Origin of the sequence: Paenibacillus sp. SAFN-054, assembly GCF_051966755.1 — a bacterium.
Lineage (GTDB): Bacteria > Bacillota > Bacilli > Paenibacillales > Paenibacillaceae > Paenibacillus_AQ.
The window spans coordinates 605,000-625,914 of sequence record NZ_JBQCKS010000003.1 but is presented as its reverse complement, the minus strand read 5'-3'; the positions used below and the strand labels follow the sequence as shown (position 1 = coordinate 625,914).

16 protein-coding genes and 1 rRNA gene are annotated in these 20,915 nt (G+C 54.0%); 3 read left to right on the top strand and 14 right to left on the bottom strand.

Annotation, left to right across the window (positions count from 1 at the left end; translation table 11 throughout):
* A 16S ribosomal RNA gene (locus ACTHPM_RS18595) occupies positions 1-75 on the bottom strand; the annotation flags it as partial.
* Positions 76-639: 564 nt separating this feature from the next.
* Here ACTHPM_RS18595 and ACTHPM_RS18590 point away from each other — a divergent pair.
* Positions 640-1,887: a molybdopterin-dependent oxidoreductase gene (locus ACTHPM_RS18590; protein ID WP_440396268.1), complete on the top strand. Its 1,248-nt coding sequence runs from the start codon at positions 640-642 to the stop codon at positions 1,885-1,887.
* A gap of 19 nt (positions 1,888-1,906) precedes the next feature.
* On the opposite strand, the gene ACTHPM_RS18585 is transcribed toward ACTHPM_RS18590, so the two are convergent.
* The 13 genes from ACTHPM_RS18585 to ACTHPM_RS18525 form a co-directional block, all read right to left on the bottom strand.
* Positions 1,907-3,775 carry a transglycosylase domain-containing protein gene (locus ACTHPM_RS18585; RefSeq protein ID WP_440396269.1) on the bottom strand — a complete coding sequence of 623 codons (1,869 nt, stop codon included), beginning with the start codon at positions 3,773-3,775 and terminating at the stop codon, positions 1,907-1,909.
* Positions 3,772-4,380 (bottom strand): hypothetical protein, encoded by a 609-nt coding sequence (locus ACTHPM_RS18580; RefSeq protein ID WP_440396270.1) that lies wholly within the window; start codon positions 4,378-4,380, stop codon positions 3,772-3,774. Before ACTHPM_RS18580 ends, ACTHPM_RS18585 begins: the two co-directional genes overlap by 4 nt.
* A 174-nt stretch (positions 4,381-4,554) precedes the next feature.
* The gene (locus tag ACTHPM_RS18575; RefSeq protein ID WP_440396271.1) at positions 4,555-5,667 is read right to left on the bottom strand and encodes a sensor histidine kinase; all 1,113 of its coding nucleotides are present in this window, start codon (positions 5,665-5,667) and stop codon (positions 4,555-4,557) included.
* Positions 5,668-5,690: 23 nt separating this feature from the next.
* On the bottom strand, positions 5,691-6,398 hold the full coding sequence (locus ACTHPM_RS18570; protein WP_440396272.1) for a response regulator transcription factor: 708 nt from the start codon (positions 6,396-6,398) through the stop codon (positions 5,691-5,693).
* A 182-nt stretch (positions 6,399-6,580) separates the two neighbouring features.
* A complete protein-coding gene (ligA, locus tag ACTHPM_RS18565; protein WP_440396273.1) occupies positions 6,581-8,599 on the bottom strand; it encodes an NAD-dependent DNA ligase LigA in 2,019 nt (672 codons plus the stop codon).
* 139 nt (positions 8,600-8,738) lie between these two features.
* Positions 8,739-11,069, bottom strand: coding sequence for a DNA helicase PcrA (gene pcrA, locus ACTHPM_RS18560; protein ID WP_440396274.1), 2,331 nt, complete (start codon positions 11,067-11,069; stop codon positions 8,739-8,741).
* A 43-nt stretch (positions 11,070-11,112) separates the two neighbouring features.
* Positions 11,113-11,790 carry a heptaprenylglyceryl phosphate synthase gene (locus ACTHPM_RS18555; RefSeq protein ID WP_440396801.1) on the bottom strand — a complete coding sequence of 226 codons (678 nt, stop codon included), beginning with the start codon at positions 11,788-11,790 and terminating at the stop codon, positions 11,113-11,115.
* A 167-nt stretch (positions 11,791-11,957) separates the two neighbouring features.
* Complete coding sequence (locus ACTHPM_RS18550) at positions 11,958-12,848, bottom strand: phosphatidylinositol-specific phospholipase C/glycerophosphodiester phosphodiesterase family protein (protein ID WP_440396275.1); 891 nt, start codon at positions 12,846-12,848, stop codon at positions 11,958-11,960.
* Positions 12,849-13,078: 230 nt separating this feature from the next.
* Positions 13,079-13,936, bottom strand: coding sequence for a dTDP-4-dehydrorhamnose reductase (gene rfbD, locus ACTHPM_RS18545; protein WP_440396276.1), 858 nt, complete (start codon positions 13,934-13,936; stop codon positions 13,079-13,081).
* Positions 13,937-14,956: a dTDP-glucose 4,6-dehydratase gene (gene rfbB / locus ACTHPM_RS18540; RefSeq protein WP_440396277.1), complete on the bottom strand. Its 1,020-nt coding sequence runs from the start codon at positions 14,954-14,956 to the stop codon at positions 13,937-13,939.
* 15 nt (positions 14,957-14,971) lie between these two features.
* On the bottom strand, positions 14,972-15,520 hold the full coding sequence (gene rfbC / locus ACTHPM_RS18535; RefSeq protein ID WP_440396278.1) for a dTDP-4-dehydrorhamnose 3,5-epimerase: 549 nt from the start codon (positions 15,518-15,520) through the stop codon (positions 14,972-14,974).
* 21 nt (positions 15,521-15,541) lie between these two features.
* Positions 15,542-16,285, bottom strand: a complete 744-nt coding sequence (locus ACTHPM_RS18530; protein ID WP_440396279.1) for a sugar phosphate nucleotidyltransferase — start codon at positions 16,283-16,285, stop codon at positions 15,542-15,544.
* 316 nt (positions 16,286-16,601) lie between these two features.
* Positions 16,602-19,115 carry a DUF3656 domain-containing U32 family peptidase gene (locus tag ACTHPM_RS18525; RefSeq protein WP_440396280.1) on the bottom strand — a complete coding sequence of 838 codons (2,514 nt, stop codon included), beginning with the start codon at positions 19,113-19,115 and terminating at the stop codon, positions 16,602-16,604.
* 262 nt (positions 19,116-19,377) lie between these two features.
* Between ACTHPM_RS18525 and ACTHPM_RS18520 the strand changes: the two genes are divergently transcribed.
* Both ACTHPM_RS18520 and ACTHPM_RS18515 read left to right on the top strand, forming a co-directional pair.
* Complete coding sequence (locus tag ACTHPM_RS18520; RefSeq protein ID WP_440396281.1) at positions 19,378-19,656, top strand: ArsR/SmtB family transcription factor; 279 nt, start codon at positions 19,378-19,380, stop codon at positions 19,654-19,656.
* Positions 19,657-19,726: 70 nt separating this feature from the next.
* Complete coding sequence (locus ACTHPM_RS18515) at positions 19,727-20,911, top strand: MFS transporter (protein WP_440396283.1); 1,185 nt, start codon at positions 19,727-19,729, stop codon at positions 20,909-20,911.
* The last annotated feature ends 4 nt before the right edge of the window (positions 20,912-20,915 follow it).

Below are 20,915 nucleotides of genomic sequence, written 5' to 3'. Positions count from 1 at the left end.
TCAAGTCCGCTCGACTTGCATGTATTAGGCACGCCGCCAGCGTTCGTCCTGAGCCAGGATCAAACTCTCCAAGAAAGACCAAACGAAGTTTGGTCGACCGATTGAAAATGGGTCAAACTCGGCTGAGTCGATCATTTTCAATCTTTATCTTTGAAAGAGCGATTCGCTCATTTTGAAACTGACGAGATTACTTAAAATCTCATTTAAAACATCATCTATTTGTTCAGTTTTCAAAGAACTTGTATTCTGCTTCATTCGACAAGTTTCGTATCGAAGCAGGATTTAATTATATCATTTTCTTTCTAACAAGTCAACACTTATTTAGTTAGCATTTCTTGTTTTGAAAGTCTGCCGTGTTTAGCGGCAAGAAATAATATATCATGGATAAGTTGTAGAATGCAACTGTTTTTTGAAATTTAAAATATGTTAAAATTTTCTTCATAAGATAGAGACATCAACTTCATAAGATAGAAACAAACGATCCTTCGGACTCTCCTCTGTCCTTATGAGAAACGAAGCTGGTCTTGATTCCACTAACGACTGTATTGTTTATATTACAAGGATGCCTTTCTAAATTGAGCAATTCACTTAGGATAATCTCCATATAACCATTTCATTATTTTCAGGGGGGCTGGGTTGATGATGCATTTGCTGAAATGGATTCGCAAAGGAATTGGCAAGAAGCTTGCAGCCATTCACCGCTGGAATGCCTGGATGATTGTTTTTCTTTCGTTCAGCGGTTTAATTCTCCCATGGGGCGCTTGGAGAGAAATATTAGGTGCCGGGAGAGTATGGCTGAAATGGCTCCATGTCGGCGTCGGACTTGCCCTGCTGGTTCCCGTGCTTTATTATCTTTTCCTCGCCGGAAAGCATTGGTCATTACTCAAGGGACGGCCTGCGCAAAAATGGAATGTAGGTATCGTTCTATCGATCATGGCGGGCTGGTTTCTTTCTGGCGTTGTCCTCTGGCAGTTCCGCGCCTTCGGGCCCTCGTGGTCGAACGCTGCGCTGACGATTCATGATCTATTCACCTGGGTCGGGCTTCCTTATATTATCTATCACTCCCTGACACGTACCCGTTGGTTAAAAGAAACCCATCGCCGGACAGTCCGAACGGATGACCGCAAGAAACCGGTAGTTCCTTCCTCAACGACGGAGCCTTTGTATACCCGCAGAGCCTTCATTCGTTCCGCAATCGGTTTGGGATTTACCGTTGCCCTGGGTCCCTCTTTTGTAAAATGGATCTCCTCCAGCCTTAGCTCGGACGCGAATATTGAAGATCTCGTTCAGCAGGACGGCAACCGTTTGGTTCCCGCTCCAAAGCCTGCTGCAGACTCTCTTCCTCCCATCGGCGGTGGTTCCAAAGGAAGGTTCCGGATCTATACGGTGACGCCCATACCCGTTTTTGATAATTCGAACTGGTCTTTTACAGTGGACGGCCTTGTGAACAAGCCGCTGAAATGGAACTGGGAAGAGTTCGTAACATTGCCGCGCTCGGTTCAGGTCAGCAATTTTCACTGTGTGACCGGCTGGTCCGTTTATAACAACACATGGGAAGGCATCCCGCTGAAACAGCTTTTGGATCAAGCCGGGATCAAGGCTTCGGCGCAAACCGTTAAGTTTTACTCGGGCGATGGGGAATACACAGATTCCTTAACGATGGAGCAAGCCAGAATGGATGATATTATGATCGCCGTCATGCTGGACGGCAAACCGATTCCGAGCGATCTCGGAGGTCCGGTGCGCTTGATCGTGCCGCAAATGTACACCTATAAGTCCGTGAAATGGCTGAACCGGATCGAGCTGATCGCCGAGGATCATGTCGGCTATTGGGAAGCCCGGGGTTATGATAAGGATGCGTGGCTGCCTGATACGAAGCGGAGCTGAGGCACTTCACGCGCCTATTTTATGGCCTTCCTTCCAATGCTTTACCCATGACAGCAGCAAACAAGGCGGCGGCTTGCCCGCTGCCTGCGGTCATGTAGTGATCCTTGTCGGTCCGGTCAAATCCCATCCATACAGCTCCGGTCCACTCGGGGGTATAGCCGACGAACCATAGATCACGGTTCCCCTTGCTGCTTACGCCGGGCAGATCCAATTGGGTCGTGCCTGTCTTGCCGGCGACCGGACGGCCTATCCGCGCTTTCATACCTGTCCCCTCACTGACCACGCTTTGAAGCATTCCTGTCATGCCCTCGGCTGTTGCCGGAGAAATAACGCGCTCCGGTTTGCTTTTATACATATAAACGATCCGTCCCTTAGAGTCTATGACCTGCCGAACAAGATGCGCCTCCCGAAATACTCCCCCGCTGGCAAATACGCTGTAGGCCTGTGCCATTCTTAAAGGGGAGACCCCCGTGTGCAGCCCCCCAAGGGCAATGGAAAGATTACGGTCCTCTTGCGGCAGCTCGATGCCCAGCTTCCCGGCAAACTGCCTTGCCTTGGATATCCCGACTTGCTGCAGCAGCCACACCGCTGGAGCGTTGACGGACTGCTGAAGGGCTTTCTTCATGCTCATTTGGCCTTGATACACACCGCTAAGATTCTTCGGCCTGTAACTTCCGTATGCCGTTTGACGGTCCGGAAGCATGCTATCCGGCGTGAACTTCCCACTCTCAAGCGCTGGCCCGTAGTCGATAATCGGCTTAAAAGCGGAACCCGGCTGCCTGGCATCGATGATTGCCCTGTTGAGACTTCCCATTGCGGGATTCCTTCCTCCGGTCATGGCTACAACTTCCCCGGTCCGGTGATCCATGATGACCATCGCCGCCTCTACCTGCCCGGTTTTTCCGTCCGGCGGGAATAAATCGGGATTTCGAAAGGACTCCTCCAGTGAGCTTTGGGCTTCCGTCTGCATCCCCGTAATGATTCTGTAGCCGCCTGTTTGCAGCTCCTCCCTTGTTTTGCCGGTAAGCTGCGCGGCTTCTTTTAAGGCAGCATCGATGTAAGAAGCTCCGATCGTTTTGCGGCTTACCTCCGCCGGAGGCTGGTATTTCTCTTGAACCGCTTCCTGCATTTCTTCAGCGGTAATCAATCCCCGCTTGTGCATGATCTCCAGCACAAGTTCCCTCCTCTGCACAGGCAGCCCGCTGTCGCTAAGCGGATTATAAATGGAAGGCCCCTTGGGAATGGCAGCCAAAGAGGCAATTTGCATGATACTGAGCTTATCCAGATCGGTAATCCCGAAATAGTGCTCCGCTGCCGTCTTCACGCCGTATTGTCCCTCCCCCATATAGATCTGGTTCAGGTACAACTCCAAGATATCATGCTTGGACAGACGCTTCTCCAGTGCAAGAGCGATGGAGGCCTCGTTCAGCTTGCGCAGCAGGGTTTGATCCCTGTTCAAATACAGATTCCGCGCTAGCTGCTGGGTTATAGTGCTGCCCCCTTCCGAAATCCTCAAGTGCGCGGCGTTGTTCAGAAGCGCTCGGGCGATGCCCTTATAATCGAGGCCTTCATGAAGGTAAAAGCGGCGATCCTCTACCGCCAAAAAGGTGTCCACAAGCAGCTTCGGCATATCTTCCAGCTCCGCCCGCGTCCGATAGCCCGATTCAGGCAGCGGGATCTTCCGCAGCAACGTCCCATCCGCAGCGATGATGGCGCTCGATTCGCGAAGGGCCATTGGGCCGGGATGGCGTGCCACCTTGATATCCCCATATGCTTGTACATAAAATAGCCCGGATATCATCAGGATGGTTCCGATCACCGCCACATCAAACGCCAAGTAAGCTCCCCTCCAGAGCTTGCGCTTCACTACTCTCTGCAGCCCGCTCATGACGCTGCCATCAGGCTCTCCAGGAACCTTTCCAATCCCAAAGCCTCCCGCTTGACTGCTTCCAATGAAGCATGCCCCGGCGTGATTGGATGATGACCGGGCTCCGCAGCCTCCAGCATGCGCAGCAGGGTTTTGGTTCTTAGGAGGAGGGCCATCAATTCTTCGTCTTCCATTGGAGCGGCGGGCTCCTTATCATCCACCTTCCCAAATGAAGTCTGGCCAGCTCCTGCTTGAGGTATGCTGCGCAGATATCCTGCCAACGCCTTCAGCTCTCCACCCGAAGCAATTTCCATCGGTTGCAATGTACCCGTCTCGGCCAGCTCAGCCGCGCCTTTAAGAAGCGACTTCATATCTTCCGCGATCTTTCGCGAGCGCAGCATAAACAAACCCGCAAAAACGAATCCGAACACGAATATAGCGATTGGCGTTCTGCCGATATGGTTCACAAGCCCATGGGTGAGTCTTGCAAAAAAAGAATCCGGTGAAGTATGGGCATACAAGAAAACGAACGTTTGATAAACCGCAAAAAGGGCAACGCCGCTCAGCAGCGCGCTGCCCATGCATATATACAGATAGGCGGCGCGTACCGTCTGTAATTTTTTCATAAATACAGTCTCCTTCCCGCATGGTGAAAATATCATCCATTACCTATGCAAAAAAGGATACCGCTCAATTCTTAACAAACCCGCTGAAAATTCTTAACATTCTCTTAACATGGTTCACTAGACGCCAGGCCCCGTTCAGGAAGCCCGTCCCGCTCGCCCCGTCATTGCCCAGCACTACTCCTTCGTGATTGGAAAACGTGTAATAAAGTCGGTGCGATACGAATCGCTTTGTGCTGTGATGTGACCATGATGCCGATCGATGATACCCTTGGCAATGGCTAGCCCGAGCCCCGACCCGCCGGTATGCTGCGAACGCGAGCGCTCCGCCCGGTAAAACCGTTCAAAAATATGCGGAAGATCGCCTTCCGCGATCATTTCGCCAAAGTTGCTGATCCGCACGACCGCCTCATCCCCCTCCAGCTCGAAGCCGATTTCCAGCCTCTTTCCTTCCTTGCCGTACCGGATCGCATTGGCGATCAAATTCTCGTAAGCCCTTACCAATTCATAAGGCGCAGCCTTGATCCACAGCGGTTCTTCCGTATGATCATCGAGCGTATATGACATTCCGGCCATCTCAAGATCGGGAACGGCCTCCTCCGCCAACTGCCTGACGAAAGCCTTCAGATCGAGCCGCTCCAGGACCAGCGGCGGTCCGCCGCTGTTCACGCGCGTATACTCGAACAAGTCATCGATGAGCTTGCGCAGCACGAGCGTTTTTTGATAAGCAATATCCACGTAATACCGCATTTCCATCTCATCACGACAGCGGTCCTGTTCGATAAATTCCAGGAAGCCGAGAACCGAGGTTAGCGGCGTACGCAAATCATGGGAAACACCGGTAATGAGCTCGTTTTTTGCCTGAACCGCCGTTCTTTCCTCATGCAGGGATTGCTGAAGGCGCTCGGACATGATGTTGATGTTCTCCGCCAGCACGCCCAGCTCATCCGTCGTTCTCACCTCGATCCGGTGCGATTCTCCGAGCTTCGTAATCTGCTGAATGCCTGCGGTGATCTCCTCAAGATAGGAAATGATTTTGCGGGTGAACAGAAAAAAGAAAATCAGAAAGCTGATAATACCTGCGGCGAACAACAGCGGCGCCGAGCCGATATGATTAATGATCCATTTCATCATCAGCGTGTAAGGAGAAGGCTTCGATTCCGGGCTGACATACAGGGATGAATGAACGAGCTGATAGATGGCTGTCAGCAGTCCCGCACCCGATAAGACGCTTAATACAAAAGCCCATATGAATTTCCAGCGGATCGTGGTTATGTACTTGGCATTCATGAATATTCGTCCCCCTTCGGCTTTTAGGACGGTCCGTCGAGCTTGTATCCGACGCCCCAAACCGTCTGAACGTATTGCGGGCGTTTCGCATCACGCTCGATTTTTTCGCGAATTTTGCGTACATGGACCATGACCGTGTTGCCGCCATCGAGAAAAGGCTCGTTCCAGACGCTGTTATAAATCTGCTCCATGCTGAGCACCTGCCCCGGATGCCTGGCCAGCAGCTCCAGTACTCCGAATTCCCGAGGGGTCAGCTTTACCTTGCGGCCGTCCACGTGGACCTCATGCTTGCCTGTGTCGATCACGAGGTCTTCAAACACCAGCTGATGCTTCTCGGCCTGTAAGGGGGCTTCCCGGTTGAATTTGTGGTAACGGCGCAGCTGGGACTTGGCACGGGCTACGAGCTCCAGCGGATTAAAGGGCTTTCCGACATAGTCATCGGCACCGATGCTGAGACCGTGAATTTTGTCCATGTCGGTATTTTTGGCTGACAGCATGATGATCGGTACGTTCCGCTCTTCGCGGATTTTCATGCAGGCGGCAATGCCGTCCAGGTTCGGCATCATGACATCCAATATAATAAGGTCCACCTCTTCCTGCTCTAGCCAGCGAAGTGCTTCTACGCCGTCATAGGCTTTCAGCAGCCGGTATCCTTCATTGGCAAAATAAATGTCGAGCAGCTTCACGATTTCTTTTTCGTCATCCACGATCAATATGGTTTCTTGTCTCACGGGAACAGGTCCTTTCAGTTCGGTAGTGGATTCTAGTATTTTCCTTTTCGATGAATCAACTATATTTTAACAAACATTGCACGATGTGGCGCGGGTGAACATGGATAGGTGCCCATGTAAAAAAAAGCCCTGCGCCCATGTTTCCATGAGCCAGGACTTTTCGTGTATTGACGATGAACATATTATGCTTCCGCGTTCAATAAGCGGATAAACTCATCTTCGTCTTCGATGACCTGGATGCCGAGCTGCTGCGCCTTGGCCAGCTTGCTGCCAGCCTTCTCGCCCGCGATGACCAGATCGGTCTTCTTCGACACGCTACCGGTGACCTTGGCCCCGAGCGCTTCCAGCCTCTCCGCTGCCTCATCCCGTGTCAGCTGATGCAGGGTGCCGGTCAGAACGACCGTTTTGCCGCTGAAGAAGGAATCGGTGCTAATCACTCTCGGCGCTTCCGGCGCTTTGGCCTCGACGCCAAGGGACAGCATCTTCTCGATGCCGGTCATCATGAACGGATCCGCGAAAAAACCGGCGATGCTGTCTGCCACGATGCCGCCGACGTCCGGAAGAGCCACGAGCTCCTCCACCGTTGCATTCATCACAGCATGCAAATCCCGGAAATGCTCGGCGAGCATCTTGGTCGTCGATTTGCCGGTATTCGGAATGCCCAGGGCAAACAGGAACGAAGCCAGGTCGCGGCTTTTGCTCTTTTCGAGTGAGTCCAGCAGATTGTTGGCCTTCTTCTCGCCGAAACGGTCTAGCTTGACCAAATCCTCGAACGTCAGCGTATACAGGTCCGCAGGCTCGCGGACATTCAGCTCGTTGTACAGCTGCTCGGCCGTCATGACGCTGAACGTCTCGATATCCATCGCATCCCTGGAGGCAAAGTGAGTAATCCGTCCGATAATCTGCGGCTTGCAGTCCAGCCGGTTGTTACAGAACAAATGGGCTCCGCGCTGCTCCAGCGGAAATCCGCAGGCCGGGCAGTTCTCCGGATATACGATCTCCTCGCCGTCGCTTTCCTCCGTCACCTTGCCCAGAATTTCCGGAATGACATCGTTGGAGCGGCGGATGAAAACGCGGGTGCCGAGCGCATGTTTCAGATTTTTGCGTTCAATATCGCCGATGTTGTTGAGCGTGCAGTTCTGTACGGTCACGCCGGCAAGCTCCACCGCCTCGACTCTGGCGACCGGCGTAATCTTGCCCGTGCGTCCCACTTCCCACGAGACGGATTCGAGCACCGTCGTCGTTTCTTCCGCCTCAAATTTGTAGGCGACCGCCCAGCGCGGAAATTTGTCCGTATAGCCCAGGGCTTGGCGCGTACGCATATCGACGATTTTGATAACGGCTCCGTCGATGAGATAGTCCAGGCTGGAACGGCGCTCCTGAATCTCCTGAAGCTGCTCCATCACGTCGTCAAAGCTATGGAAGTACGTAATATAAGGGTTCACTTTGAAATGGTTGTCGCGCAGGAAATCCATCATTTCCTTGTGGCTGTCGAAGCGGATGTTATCCGAGTAACCCACATTATAGAAGAATGCGCTCAGGCGGCGTTCCGCCGTCGTCTTTGGATTCAGGTTGCGCAGCGCGCCGGCAGCAGCGTTCCGGGCATTCTTCAGCGGCTCGGCCGCCGTCTTGTTGTAGCTCTCCAGCACCGACAGGTTCATGATGCCTTCGCCCTGTACTTCTATCGTGCCATCCGTATACGGAATGCTGAGCGGTACGGACTTGATCGTTTTCACTTGAGCGAGGATGCCTTCGCCCACGACGCCGTTGCCTCTTGTCGCGGCCTGCACCAATCTGCCGTCCGTATAGGTCAGGTTCAGCGTCAATCCGTCGAACTTCAACTCCACCGCATAGCTCAGCTCAGGCAGCGGCTGATCGGGATTCTTGGCGTTGTAGTCCGCCACGAGCCGCGTCGCCCGTGCGTTCCAGCTTCCCAGCTGCTCGATATTTTGCGCTTTATCCAGACTCCAGAGCGGAGCCAGGTGACGGTGCTGTGCAAATCCCTTCAGCAGTTCGCCGCCGACGCGCTGGGTAGGGGAATCCGGCAGTGTAATGCCGCTCTCCTGCTCCAAAGCGACCAGCTGATCATACAAAGCGTCGTACTCCTTGTCGCTGACCAGCGGCTTATCCAGCGTGTAATAATGATAGCTGTACTTATTCAGCTCGGCGACGAGCTGCTCCATGGTAAACATCGGATCCATGCGGGGATCATCCCTCCGTCGCGATTTAATTTTTTGAATATTTTAAAATACATATGAACGAAACAGGCTCAGATGACTATCACTTAGCAGGTGGATGACTCATCGTCTTCCCTATAAACCTGCCAGCGTTCCTATCATTCTAGCCTTCCACTTTCGTGATCGGCGCAAACCCGGCAAGCAGTCGCTTCACGCCGACAGGTGCCGGGAAAGCAATTTGCAGCTCGGTATCGTTGCCCGTGCCTTTGACGGATACGATCGTGCCCGTTCCCCATTTGCCATGCGATACTTTATCGCCCGCCTTAAGCGCGTCCGGGTCCGCATTGCTGCCAACGGCTGCCGCCTTATGCGGCATGGAGGTCGTCACGGTCACCTTGGCCTGCGAGCCGGATGCCGTTGCGGTCGAGCCGCTCAAAGACGAGTTCCCTGCGCTGCGCCCGAAGTTGCTTCCGCTTCCGCTGCCGAATCCGCGTCCGCCATACGAGCCGCCGATGCTGCCGCCGCGGCGGTAACGGTCGCGCGCTACACCCGTTTCCTCTTTGAGCTCTTCGGGGATCTCATCCAGGAAGCGTGATGGAGGATTCGCCGTCGTGCGTCCGAACAAAGTACGCATCTGCGCGCATGTAAGGAACAGCTGCTTCTCGGCCCGCGTGATGCCCACATAAGCCAGGCGCCGCTCCTCCTCAAGCTCTTCGTTGTCCTGGAATGCGCGGCTGTGAGGGAACACGCCCTCCTCCATTCCCACGATGAACACAACCGGGAACTCCAAGCCTTTGGCGCTGTGCATGGTCATGAGGATGACCGCATCCGACTTGTCCTCATCCTCGTCGTTCACCGAATCGATATCAGCGATCAGGGCGAGATCCGTCAGGAAGGAGACGAGCGACTTGTCGTCGTTATTCTTCTCGAATTCCATCGTTACGGACAGGAACTCGTCGATGTTCTCCAGACGAGACCGCGATTCGATCGTGTTTTCCCGCTGCATATCGATGCGGTATTGGCTCATCTCCAGTATTTTCTCCGTGAGCTCGGTGACGGATAGATACTCTACCATCTGGTTCAGGGCAGCGATCATGTCATAGAACTCGACGAGCGCATTGCGCGTCTTGCCGGCAAAGCCAAGATCGTCGACAACCGCAAGCACCTGAAAAATCGACACACCCCGCTCGGCAGCCGCCGCGCTTAGTTTAGCCACGCTCGTATCGCCGATGCCTCTTTTCGGCACATTGATGACACGAGTCAAGCTGAGATCATCGTCCGGGTTGGAGATCAGGCGCAGATAGCCGAGGATGTCCTTGATCTCTTTGCGATCATAGAACTTGATGCCCCCAACGATCTGGTACGGAATATCCGACTTGATCAAAATTTCCTCGATGACCCGCGACTGGGCATTGGTACGATACAAAATGGCATGATCCTGATAGGACTTGCCCGATTCCACGTTCTTGTTGATCTCTGAGGTGACAAAGTAGCCCTCATCATGCTCCGAATCGGCGCGGTACACCTTGATCTTGTCACCGCCATCTTTGTCCGTCCACAGCTTCTTCGGCTTGCGTCCGCCATTCTGCTTAATGACTTCGTTCGCCGCATTCAGAATGGTGGAGGTTGAACGGTAGTTCTGTTCGAGCATGATCGTCCGTGCTTCCGGATAATCCTCCTCAAAGTTGAGGATGTTGCTGATGTCTGCCCCCCGCCAGCGGTAGATGGACTGGTCGCTGTCCCCGACCACGCAGATCCGGTGATGGCCGTCAGCCAGCATCCGGCAGAGCATGTACTGCGCACGGTTGGTATCCTGATATTCGTCGACGTGGATGTATTGGAACTTCTTCTGGTAGAAGTCCAGAACCTCCGGCACTTCCTTAAACAGCTGAATGGTCGCCATGATCAAATCGTCGAAGTCGAGCGAGTTGTTGCTTTTCATGCGGCGCTGGTACAGCGTGTACACCCGGGCGGCAATGCTCTCGATATAATCGCCGGCTTTCTGCTCATACTGGGCAGGCGTGATCAGTTCGTTCTTCGCGGTGCTGATCAGGGAAAGCACGGCTTTCGGCTCGAACTTTTTCGTGTCCAGGTTCAGATCCTTCATGCAGTTCCGGACAAGGGACAGCTGGTCGGTCGAATCCAATATCGTAAAGTTGGAGTTAAAGCCGATCCGGTCGATGTCCTTGCGGAGAATGCGCACGCACATGGAGTGGAACGTGGATACCCAGATGTCGCGGCCTTCGCCGCCGACCAGCTTGGTCACCCGCTCCTGCATCTCGCGCGCCGCCTTATTGGTAAAGGTAATCGCCAAAATGCCCCAAGGAGGGGCTTTGCGGGTGGCGATCAGATAGGCAATGCGGTGCGTCAGCACCCGCGTCTTGCCGCTTCCCGCTCCGGCCAGGATCAGCAGCGGTCCTTCCGTCGCTTCGACGGCCTGCTGCTGTGGCGGATTCAATTTTTTAATAGCCTGTTGTATATCAATCGGTTGCATGCGCGCATGCTCCTTCCTGAATGTGTTTGGTTTGCTCCGCCGATTATTTCACGGCTTTGACGGTGAGCAGCGCCTGTTTCAAGTTATCGTATACCACGTTTCCGACCACGATCGTATCGCAGACCGCCGCCGCTTGCGCCGCGGTTTCCGCGTCCACGATGCCGCCGCCGTAAAACAGCTTGGCCGTGTTCACGGACTGATGCATCTTCTTCACCGTGTCCATGTCTCCGAATCGGCCGCTATATTCGGCATATACCACCGGCAGCGACATCAGCCTGTCCGCTACCTGCGCATAGGCTGCAGCCCCTGCGGCATCAAGCTCCGTTTGGGCGCTGGTCATCCGCGCTACCGTGGACTCGGCGTTCAGAATAACATAGCCTTCGGGAACGAGCAGATCCCACGGAATCATATAGCCGTATTCCTCCACGGCCCGTTGGTGCTGACCTGTGATCCACATGGGATCGGCGGTGTTCATCACCATCGGAATCATGTACAGGTCAAAGCCTGGCACGATCATCTCCAGATTGGATACCTCCAGCACGCATGGAAGCTCATACCGGCGCACCCGCGACAGCAAATCCACCGTATTGTCATACGTGACGCCGCTTGATCCGCCGACCATAATGGCATCGGTTCCGGACATGCATACCGCTTCCAGCGCCTGATCGTCAATCTCCCGGTCCGGGTCCAGCTTAAAGACATGTCTCCATGGTTTAATCATCTGCTTCAAACGTCATTCCTCCACGACTTTTCTTCATAAATCTAGTCTATGACAGCGAGGGTAGAGTGTCAATTTGTTGTTCGCATGGGATACGAACAATTTTATGGAATTTCCAGCTTCGCAAAAAAAAGATATGCCCCGAAATGGAAGCATATCTATCTCCGCCACTACTGTTCACTATTCGACTGCATGCCCAGCGCATACAGCCAGCTCGTGGATCCGATCTCTTTTTCCGTCAGAAAATCCGAATACACTCCGCTTGCCCCCATCCGCTTCAGTTTGCCGGCATCGGCGTTCTCATTAATCGTGTTCACGTAAGAGGCGACGCCTGCCTTTTTAAGCTTGGACAGAAATGCGCGGGTCACCCTCTGCTCCGGGATCGTCACCGCTTCAATGGAATGCTTGGACACAAAATCAATGACTTCTTCATCCGTATCCTCGGTCGCGTACAGCGTATAGATTATGGAAGGAAATTCATAGATCCCTTCGACCGTGCCCAGCATCGGTTGATTGTAAATCTGCGGTACCACACGCTCCAAAAGCTGCGGATCCCGCGCTTTGGCCGAATCCACCAGCAAGGAAAGCTCCAGCTTCATGTCCTCCGGCTCCTGCTCTTTCGTGTCCGTCACGATGTAGATATCCGGGTAACGCTCCATCAAATCCATAATGTCCGACCAGCTGAGCGGATCGTATGCGCCGAGAATTTTGCTCTGCTTGAACTCCTCGTAGCTCAGCCGCACCGCCTGGCGCTCTTTCGGGAGCTTGTCCTCCTGCTGCAGCAGCTCTGTCATATGCTGGGTCCACTCATGCCTGGCGACGAGCTTGCCGTCTTCCGTCAGCAGCAGATCCACCTCAAACACGCGGTTCCCTTTCTCGTAGTTAGCGATAAAGGCCTCGTAGGAATTGGTGTACGCATGATCGTTTATTCCGCCCATGGCATGGGAAATCACTTTATAATCCGTAAAACCGCCGGTTGACTCCTCCGAGCTGCTCCGCGGTGCCCAGAACAACAGCCCGGCTGCCCCTACCAGCAGCAGAAGTGCGATCCATTTTCGCATGAGGTTCACATCCTTTGCGGCGTCTTGGTTTTATATAAGATACAAGATGCACCTTTTACTAAGGATTTACCCGGTAGGTTGGTAGGTCAAACGAGGGGGGAATTGGGGTCGAAACCATAGCCAGGAAATTCGGTGCTTTGCCGGAAGGCAGTCGCTATGCCGCACCGCGAAATCGGCGAAAAAAAATCTCCCAAACCTGCAGGAGACATTCGATTCATGCTATGAATGATTTATTTTATCTCATTAATAAATTCTCTGAGCCCATCGCGCCAATGCCTCAAATCCTGAAAACCATGGGTCCGGATCGATTGATGATCCATCACTGAGTTGGCCGGCCGGGGGGCAGGCCTTGGAAACTGGGCTGTTGTACACGGTTCGAGTTTGGCGGTTACCGTTAAGCCCGCTTCTCTCGCTTCCTCAAAAATTGCCTGCGCAAACTCGAACCACGTGCAGTCTCCCGCATTTGACGCATGGTATATCCCATATTTACACGTCGGAACCAGCTGCAGAAGAAATTCGGCCAAATCCATTGTATACGTCGGGGAGCCTTTCTGATCATGAACAACCTGAACGAGGGGCTTTTCTTGGCCCAGGCGGAGCATCGTTTTGACGAAGTTGTTTCCGTACTTGCCGTACACCCACGAGGTCCTAACGATAAAATAGCGCGATGACAGCGTCTGCACCAGCCATTCGCCTGCTCGCTTCGATTTGCCATATACGCCTTGGGGATCGGTATCGTCATATTCCCTGTAGGGTAAAGCGGAACGTCCGCTAAAAACATAATCCGTGCTGATAAATATCATTTTAGCCCCGACCGATTCGGCAGCCACCGTGATATTTCTCGTTCCGTCAGCGTTAACGCGGTAGGCTTCGTCCGCATCGCCCTCCGCTTGATCCACCGCGGTGTAGGCGGCGCAGTGGATGACCGCATCCGGATGAAAGTCCGTAATGGCCTGCATGCACTGCTCCTCACTCGTGATATCCAGCTCCGCGCGTCCGCTGCCGCGAACCTCATACCCTGCTTTTAGCAGAACGGCTGCCATATCTCTACCCAATTGTCCGTTAGCTCCGGTCACCAGCACCTTCATTCAGACATCTCCCAACCGCTGGCCGTACTGCTGGGCATAATAATCCTGATACGCTCCTGATTGAATCCGCGTCCACCAATCCTCATGATCCAGGTACCACCGGATGGTCTCCTTGATTCCCGTCTCAAAATGATGCTTCGGCCTCCAGCCCAGCTCCTGCGTTAATTTGGTCGGATCGATTCCATAACGGCGGTCATGTCCGGGACGGTCCTGGACATACGTAATCAGCGACTCCGGTTTGCCCAGCTCCTGCAAAATTGTCCTGACGATCTGTAGATTGGTTCGCTCGTTGTGGCCGCCAATATTGTATACCTCACCGTTTCGTCCCTGGCGGATGACCAAATCGATCGCACTGCAATGGTCTTCCACGTAGAGCCAGTCCCGGACGTTCATGCCATCGCCGTATATGGGCAGCGGCTGATCGGCGAGCGCACGCGAAATAATCAGCGGAATCAATTTTTCGGGAAACTGGTAGGGACCGTAGTTATTCGAGCATCGCGTAATGTTGACCGGCAAGCCGTATGTTTCATAATACGCACGAACCAACAGGTCTCCGCCGGCTTTGCTCGCCGAGTAAGGGCTGTTAGGCGCAAGCGGCGTGAGCTCCGTGAACAGTCCGGTATCCCCAAGGGTGCCGTACACCTCATCGGTGGATACCTGGACATACTTGGCGATGCCATATTTCTTCGCCGCGTCCAGCAGCACCTGCGTGCCGAGCACGTTCGTTCGGACGAAAACGTCCGGCTGCAGGATGCTCCGATCCACGTGGGATTCAGCCGCGAAATTCACCGCGACGTCGATCCCTTGGGAAAATAACGAGTTGATTGCCCCCGCATCCGTAATATCCGTTTTGGAAAACGTGTATCTGGGATCGCTCTCGATCTCCTTCAAATTCTCCAAATTGCCTGCATATGTTAGTGAATCGGCATTGATGACTTCCGCTTCGGGATACTTCCGAAGCATGTATAAAATAAAATTACTGCCGATAAATCCGGCACCGCCGGTAACAAGAAGTTTCATGAGAGAAGCGGCCTCCTAACCGAAATTCAGCTCCGCATCCTTCAGAAGCGGGTGACGCTGGTCTTTGTCCGAAAGAATCGGATTGGGCACGGGCCAATCAATTCCGAGCGCCGGGTCGTTCCATAATATGCCGCGATCATGCTCAGGGGAATAGTATTCGTCCACTTTATACAATACTTGGGTATTCGGCACGAGCGTGCACAGGCCATGCGCAAATCCCCTCGGCACCAGAAGCTGACGATGATTGTACTCGCTTAAAATAACCCCTACCCATTGACCGAAGGTGGGCGAACTGCGGCGGACATCCACGATCACATCGTAAATGGCTCCCCTTGTGACGCGGACGACCTTGGTCTGCGCTTTGGGGTTCAGCTGGTAGTGAAGTCCGCGAAGGACCCCAGGATCTGCAGATAAGGACTGATTGTCCTGAACAAAGCTCAAGGAAATGCCCTGCTCCTCCAAAGCCGCTTCCTTGTAGCTTTCCAAAAAAAAGCCCCGGCTGTCCCCATGAACAACAGGCTCAAGCAGGCACGCGCCTTCCAAAGCTAAATGAGTAACCTTCATTTATGCTCCTCCCGTCTCCTTCTACAGTTTGAACTTGCCAAACTCCTCGCTGAACTCGATGCCTTGCGCCAGTTCATTGGCCTTGGACCAGGAGGCATGCGTGCCGGCGTCCGTCCACCAGCCTTTCAGCACGTCGAAAGTCAGCTCGTTACGTTTAATATATGAATTGTTGACGTCGGTGATTTCCAGTTCGCCCCTTGCCGAAGGCTGCAGCGTCCGAATAATGTCAAACACCTGGCTGTCAAACATATATATTCCCGTCACCGCATATTGGCTCTTGGGCTGCTGCGGCTTTTCCTCAATGGAAAGGATATGTTCCCCCTGCAGCTCCGGTACCCCGAAGCGGCACGGGTCCTGCACCTCCTGGATGAGGATTTTGGCACCGTTTTTTTGCATGCGGAACTTTTCCACGAATGGCGTGATATCTTCCTCAAAGACGTTATCCCCCAATATCACCACCATTTGCTCCCCGCCGACGAACTGCTCGGACAAGCCAAGCGCCTGGGCGATTCCTCCCGCTTCATCCTGAACCTTATAGGTAAACTGAACCCCCATTTCCTTGCCGCTTCCCAGCAGGCTTACGACATCTCCCATATGCTCCTTGCCGGTGACGACGAGAATATCGGTAAGCCCCGCCTGCTTCAGCTTCGAGACCGAATGAAAAATCATCGGATATTTGCCTACGGGCAGGAGATGCTTGTTGGTTACCTTGGTTAACGGATACAAGCGTGATCCCGTGCCGCCGGCTAAAATGATCGCTTTCATAAATGCCCCCTAATTCAATGATAAAGTGACATGGACCGCAGCCTACGCTTGGATGGGGTAAAGAAAACAGGACAAAAACTCGATTGGGTATATCGGATGGTTCCGTAACAGACTATGTATTAAAAGCGTGTATTGGATGATATGTGACTATTTTAAATCTAACCTTCGTATCATTACGATACAAATTGTATCATCGCTGTAGATAATAGTAAATACCATTTTTGAAGATCGGATAAACGCATTCAGAACGTAATAAGACCCCTGACAGCTCGCAACCGCGAGCCCATCAAGGGTCTATTAATGGTTATCTCACCATCTATTTCACCAACTGCCCCCGGGTTACCCCAAGCTGGTTGGTTGCTTTCAATGTCTTCCACACCTGCGTGCCGCTGATCTCGCCGCGCAGGGCGCGCTTGTAGAGATCGATGACTTCATGCACCTGCTCCGGCGTTTCCTCGAGGAACTCGACGCGGTAGTTGGCCACGCCCAGCTCCATGAAGTTGGTCAGGTACTCGGCGCCGGACTGCTCGATGGCGTTGTACACCGTGTTGCGGCAGCCTTCGTCCACCCGTACCGGGTGGGACATGCCGATGCGGTCCTGCAGCGAGACGCGGTGCTCTTCGCAAGGACGGCCGCAGTTGGTGTAGTCCGTGCCTTCGCTGAGGAAGGTACAGTACACGCAGTGCTCGGTATGGAACATCGGCAGATGCTGATGAATGACGACTTCCATCCGCGACGTATCCGAGCGTCCGAGCAGATCGACCATCTGCTGGATGTTCAGGTCGTAAGACGGCGTGACGACGTCGCAGCCGGCTTCGAGGAACAGGTCCACCGCCTTATGGTTCGCGATGTTCAGCGAGAAATCGCCAATCAGCTGCGGATGCTTGGCATCCGGGTTCAGCATCCGTTCGCGCAGGTAGAAGTACAGCGCGCCGGTATTGCGCACCAGCACGGCGTCCGGCTGGAGGCGCAGGATGTTCTTGTGGATGCCGTTCTCGATCGGCATATGGATGCGCGGAGTCACGAGCGCGATCCGCTTGCCGGCGGCACGAACGGTCTCCACCGCTTCCTTGAACTGCTTGATGAACTCGAAGTCGGCGTATATGAATTCTACGCCGGCTTCCAGTGCAGCCTCCACCTGCGGGAGGCTGCGGCACAGCGCGGTGAGCTTCGCCTCACCGCGGGCAACCGGCGCTGCGCTGTGCGCCGCATCGCCGTACACCGTGGCCGCCCGTTTCACGTAGACGGGCGGCTTCGGCCGCTCGCCTTCGAGCAGCTCCACCGCTCGGCGGCGGATGCTGTTCAGCTCGCGCATCGGCACGATGACGTCGCCTTGCAGGTCGACGTCCAGCTGCTCCAGCTGGAACACGGTGCCCCCTAAACGGCCGAACTGCTCCTCGAGGAGCGCGTAATCCATCGGCCGTTTCTTGGCGACTTCCAGTTCCAGCTCCGAATCCACCTGGACCGTCGTGCCCTTCTGCACATCGGTCCAGACCGTGGTCAGCAGGCCGCCGGCATGGCCGAATGCCTTCACATGAACCGGGAAGACCCGGTACGGCTTCTCGGTCTCATAAGTCTGACGCAGGCGCTTGTCGAGCGCCGGGTCGTTCGTCTTCCAGATGCGGTCGCCCACGTGGACCTTCTGCAGGTCGACGTCGCTGCGGCCCGGAACGATATCCACGATCCAGCCTTCGCCCGCTTCCCCTTCAAGCTTCACGCCCTTGCGGCGAAGATCGTAAATGCGTCCGCCCTCTTCCTTCTTCGTCGGATCGCCGGCGTCGAATACGATGCCGTCGCCGCGCTTCAGCGGCGCCTCAATCTTGCACACCACGCCGTCGCGCAGGATCTGCTCGACGCGTCCCACGTACACGCCGCGGCTTTTCGGAAAGGTGCCGTCCACCAGCTTCTTATTGTTGGTCCCCTCCAGGAAGCCGTGCGTGAAGCCGCGTGAGAAGCTCTGCTGCAGCTCGCGCATTTCCTCCTCGCTCGGTTTCGTCTGGTCGCCTTCGAAATAGCGGTCGATTGCCTTCCGGTACTTGCTGACCACGTTGGCCACGTATTCCGGGCTCTTGAGGCGGCCTTCGATTTTGAACGAAGTCACTCCTGCCTCAATCAGCTCAGGCATCAGGTCGATGGCTGCCAGGTCCTTCGGAGAGAGCAAATACGCGACGTCTCCCATCGGCTTCTGCTCGCCGTCCACCATCAGGTCGTACGGCAGGCGGCAGGCCTGCGCGCACTCGCCGCGGTTCGCCGAGCGTCCGCCCCACATTTCTGAGGTCAGGCACTGGCCCGAATAAGAAACGCACAGCGCGCCATGCACGAACACTTCCATCGGCAGTTTGGCCTGCTCGCCGATCTTTTGAATCTGCTTGAGATTGTTTTCCCGGCCCAGAACGACGCGTTCCATGCCCCAAGGCTTCGTGAACTCCACCGCCTCCGGCGACGTAATCGTCATCTGTGTGGAGCCGTGGATCGGGAAGTCCGGCGAGATTTCGCGGATCAGCTTCACAAGTCCCAAATCCTGCACGATAACCGCGTCCACACCTGCGTCGATGCAGGCATCGATCAGTTCCTTGGCATCCTCCAATTCGTTCTCAAACACCAGAATGTTAAACGTCAAAAATCCCTTCACGCCATAACTGTGCAAGAAGGCCATAATTTCCGGGAGCTCGGCCATCAAAAAATTGTTGGCACGTGCGCGGGCATTGAACTTTTCCACCCCGAAAAAGATAGCGTCCGCCCCATTGGCAACCGCTGCACGCATGCAGTCCCAATCTCCGGCCGGTGCCAGCAGCTCCACATCTTCCCTACGTAATGCTTTTGTATCCATCTATATCCTCCCAAACCGGCGAGCCGGCTGTCATTGGTTCTTTTCCGCCAAGCGGTGCTTATTCCTGACCTCCGCTTTAACCTATCTAGTGTACCAGACATCAGACGATCCTTCTACCGTATATTCATTCCTGCAACCTCATTTTTCAAGAGTTTCAGAAAATCGTATGATCTTTTGCAGTTGCTATACGTATCCGCATTCCTATGTTACATTATTTCTACAAATATCGAAATATAACCATTGCCAGGGAGGTTGGAACAGCATGAAAACACAGCAGGATCAATTGCAGGCCGTTAAAATATATAAAGCGCTGGGAGAACCCACCCGTCTCAAAATTGCTCTGCTTCTCAAAAACGAAGGCGACCAATGCTGCTCCAAACTTGGAGACAAACTCCAGAGCGTAGCCATCTCGACCTTGTCTCATCACCTGAAGCAAATGGCAGAGTCCGGACTGCTGACTTCCCGCAAGGAGGGAACCTTCATCTATTACAGCTTGGACAAGGAAGTGGCCTCTAAATACGCTCCTTATCTGCTGGAGTAGTTTTTTTAGTTTATATTTCGATATTCTTAAAAATATAGTTGTTTCAAGAATAGTGAAGGAGTGTGAAAACATGGGAAACACATGGAAGGTTTATGTTCTTGCCCTCATCAGCTTTCTGGTAGGGACATCCCAATATATCATTTCCGGTATTCTGGACCGGATTGCCGTCTCTCTGGGCACCAGCGTCGCAGCAGCAGGCCAGCTTATTACGGTATATTCTCTTGCTTACGCGATCGGAACCCCGGTTCTGATGGCGGCCACCGCCAAATGGGACCGTAAGAAGCTTTTGCTATACTCGCTTGGGCTCTTCATCGCGGCCAATCTGCTGTCATTCGCTCTGCCTGGATTCAAACTCTTTATCGCAGCTCGCATCCTCATGGCGTTAGGTGCAGGCATGGTCATCGTGACTGCGCTCAGTATGGCCGCGGCCGTGGCTCCTCCCGGCAAGCAAGCCAGTTCCATCGCTACCGTCACGATGGGCTTCACCGCATCGCTCATTATCGGCGTTCCGCTCGGCAGAATGGTGTCTGACGCATTCGGCTGGAAAGCCGTATTCCTGGCGATTGCACTGGTCGGTGTGCTCGCGATGTTTGTGATTGCCGCGGCCATCCCGCGCATGAAAGGCGACAAGCCCGTTCCGCTGCTGAAGCAGTTCGCATTACTCAAAAGACCTCAAGTCGCAATCGCGCTGGCCATTACCTTTTTCTGGTTGGGAGGATACTCGCTCGCTTATACTTACATCTCCCCGTATTTGCTTGAAGTAAGCCATTTACATGAATCCTTGCTTAGTACGGCTCTGCTTGCGTTCGGCATTGCCAGCCTGATCGGTTCCAAGGTTGGAGGTTACAGCACAGATAAGCGGGGCGTGACGTTTACGCTTATATCGGGGATGCTGCTCCATATCATATCGCTGATCCTGCTTTCCTTCGCCGGGCACTCTGTCGCTGCGATCTTTGCCTTTTTGCTTCTCTGGTCTTTTGCAGCGTGGTCCTCCGGTCCAACCCAGCAGTTCAACCTGGTCTCGCTGGCTCCGGAATCCGCTGGCGTCATGCTGAGCCTGAATCAGTCCACCATGCAGCTGTCCATGGCTGTCGGCGCCGCAATGGGCGGTTTGATCGTGACCCATGCTTCACTGGCTTCGATCACCTGGTTCGGTGCGATCGGCGTGATCATCGCTATCATCGCCGTCTTCGTCCTGTCCGGATGGAGCTCAAGGCGGTCTCCGATGCATGCGGCAGACCAAGCAAGCTCCTAAGTAA

Excerpts from the sequence above, each read along its gene's own strand:
- ACTHPM_RS18530 (WP_440396279.1), bottom strand. The coding sequence starts at position 16,285 with ATGAAAGCGATCATTTTAGCCGGCGGCACGGGATCACGCTTGTATCCG.
- ACTHPM_RS18515 (WP_440396283.1), top strand. The coding sequence starts at position 19,727 with ATGGGAAACACATGGAAGGTTTATGTTCTTGCCCTCATCAGCTTTCTG.
- ligA (WP_440396273.1), bottom strand. The coding sequence starts at position 8,599 with ATGGATCCGATGTTTACCATGGAGCAGCTCGTCGCCGAGCTGAATAAG.
- rfbC (WP_440396278.1), bottom strand. The coding sequence starts at position 15,520 with ATGAAGGTTACTCATTTAGCTTTGGAAGGCGCGTGCCTGCTTGAGCCT.
- rfbD (WP_440396276.1), bottom strand. The coding sequence starts at position 13,936 with ATGAAGGTGCTGGTGACCGGAGCTAACGGACAATTGGGTAGAGATATG.
- ACTHPM_RS18550 (WP_440396275.1), bottom strand. The coding sequence starts at position 12,848 with ATGCGAAAATGGATCGCACTTCTGCTGCTGGTAGGGGCAGCCGGGCTG.
- ACTHPM_RS18525 (WP_440396280.1), bottom strand. The coding sequence starts at position 19,115 with ATGGATACAAAAGCATTACGTAGGGAAGATGTGGAGCTGCTGGCACCG.
- ACTHPM_RS18590 (WP_440396268.1), top strand. The coding sequence starts at position 640 with ATGATGCATTTGCTGAAATGGATTCGCAAAGGAATTGGCAAGAAGCTT.
- ACTHPM_RS18580 (WP_440396270.1), bottom strand. The coding sequence starts at position 4,380 with ATGAAAAAATTACAGACGGTACGCGCCGCCTATCTGTATATATGCATG.
- pcrA (WP_440396274.1), bottom strand. The coding sequence starts at position 11,069 with ATGCAACCGATTGATATACAACAGGCTATTAAAAAATTGAATCCGCCA.
- rfbB (WP_440396277.1), bottom strand. The coding sequence starts at position 14,956 with ATGAAACTTCTTGTTACCGGCGGTGCCGGATTTATCGGCAGTAATTTT.
- ACTHPM_RS18575 (WP_440396271.1), bottom strand. The coding sequence starts at position 5,667 with ATGAATGCCAAGTACATAACCACGATCCGCTGGAAATTCATATGGGCT.
- ACTHPM_RS18555 (WP_440396801.1), bottom strand. The coding sequence starts at position 11,790 with ATGATTAAACCATGGAGACATGTCTTTAAGCTGGACCCGGACCGGGAG.
- ACTHPM_RS18585 (WP_440396269.1), bottom strand. The coding sequence starts at position 3,775 with ATGAGCGGGCTGCAGAGAGTAGTGAAGCGCAAGCTCTGGAGGGGAGCT.
- ACTHPM_RS18520 (WP_440396281.1), top strand. The coding sequence starts at position 19,378 with ATGAAAACACAGCAGGATCAATTGCAGGCCGTTAAAATATATAAAGCG.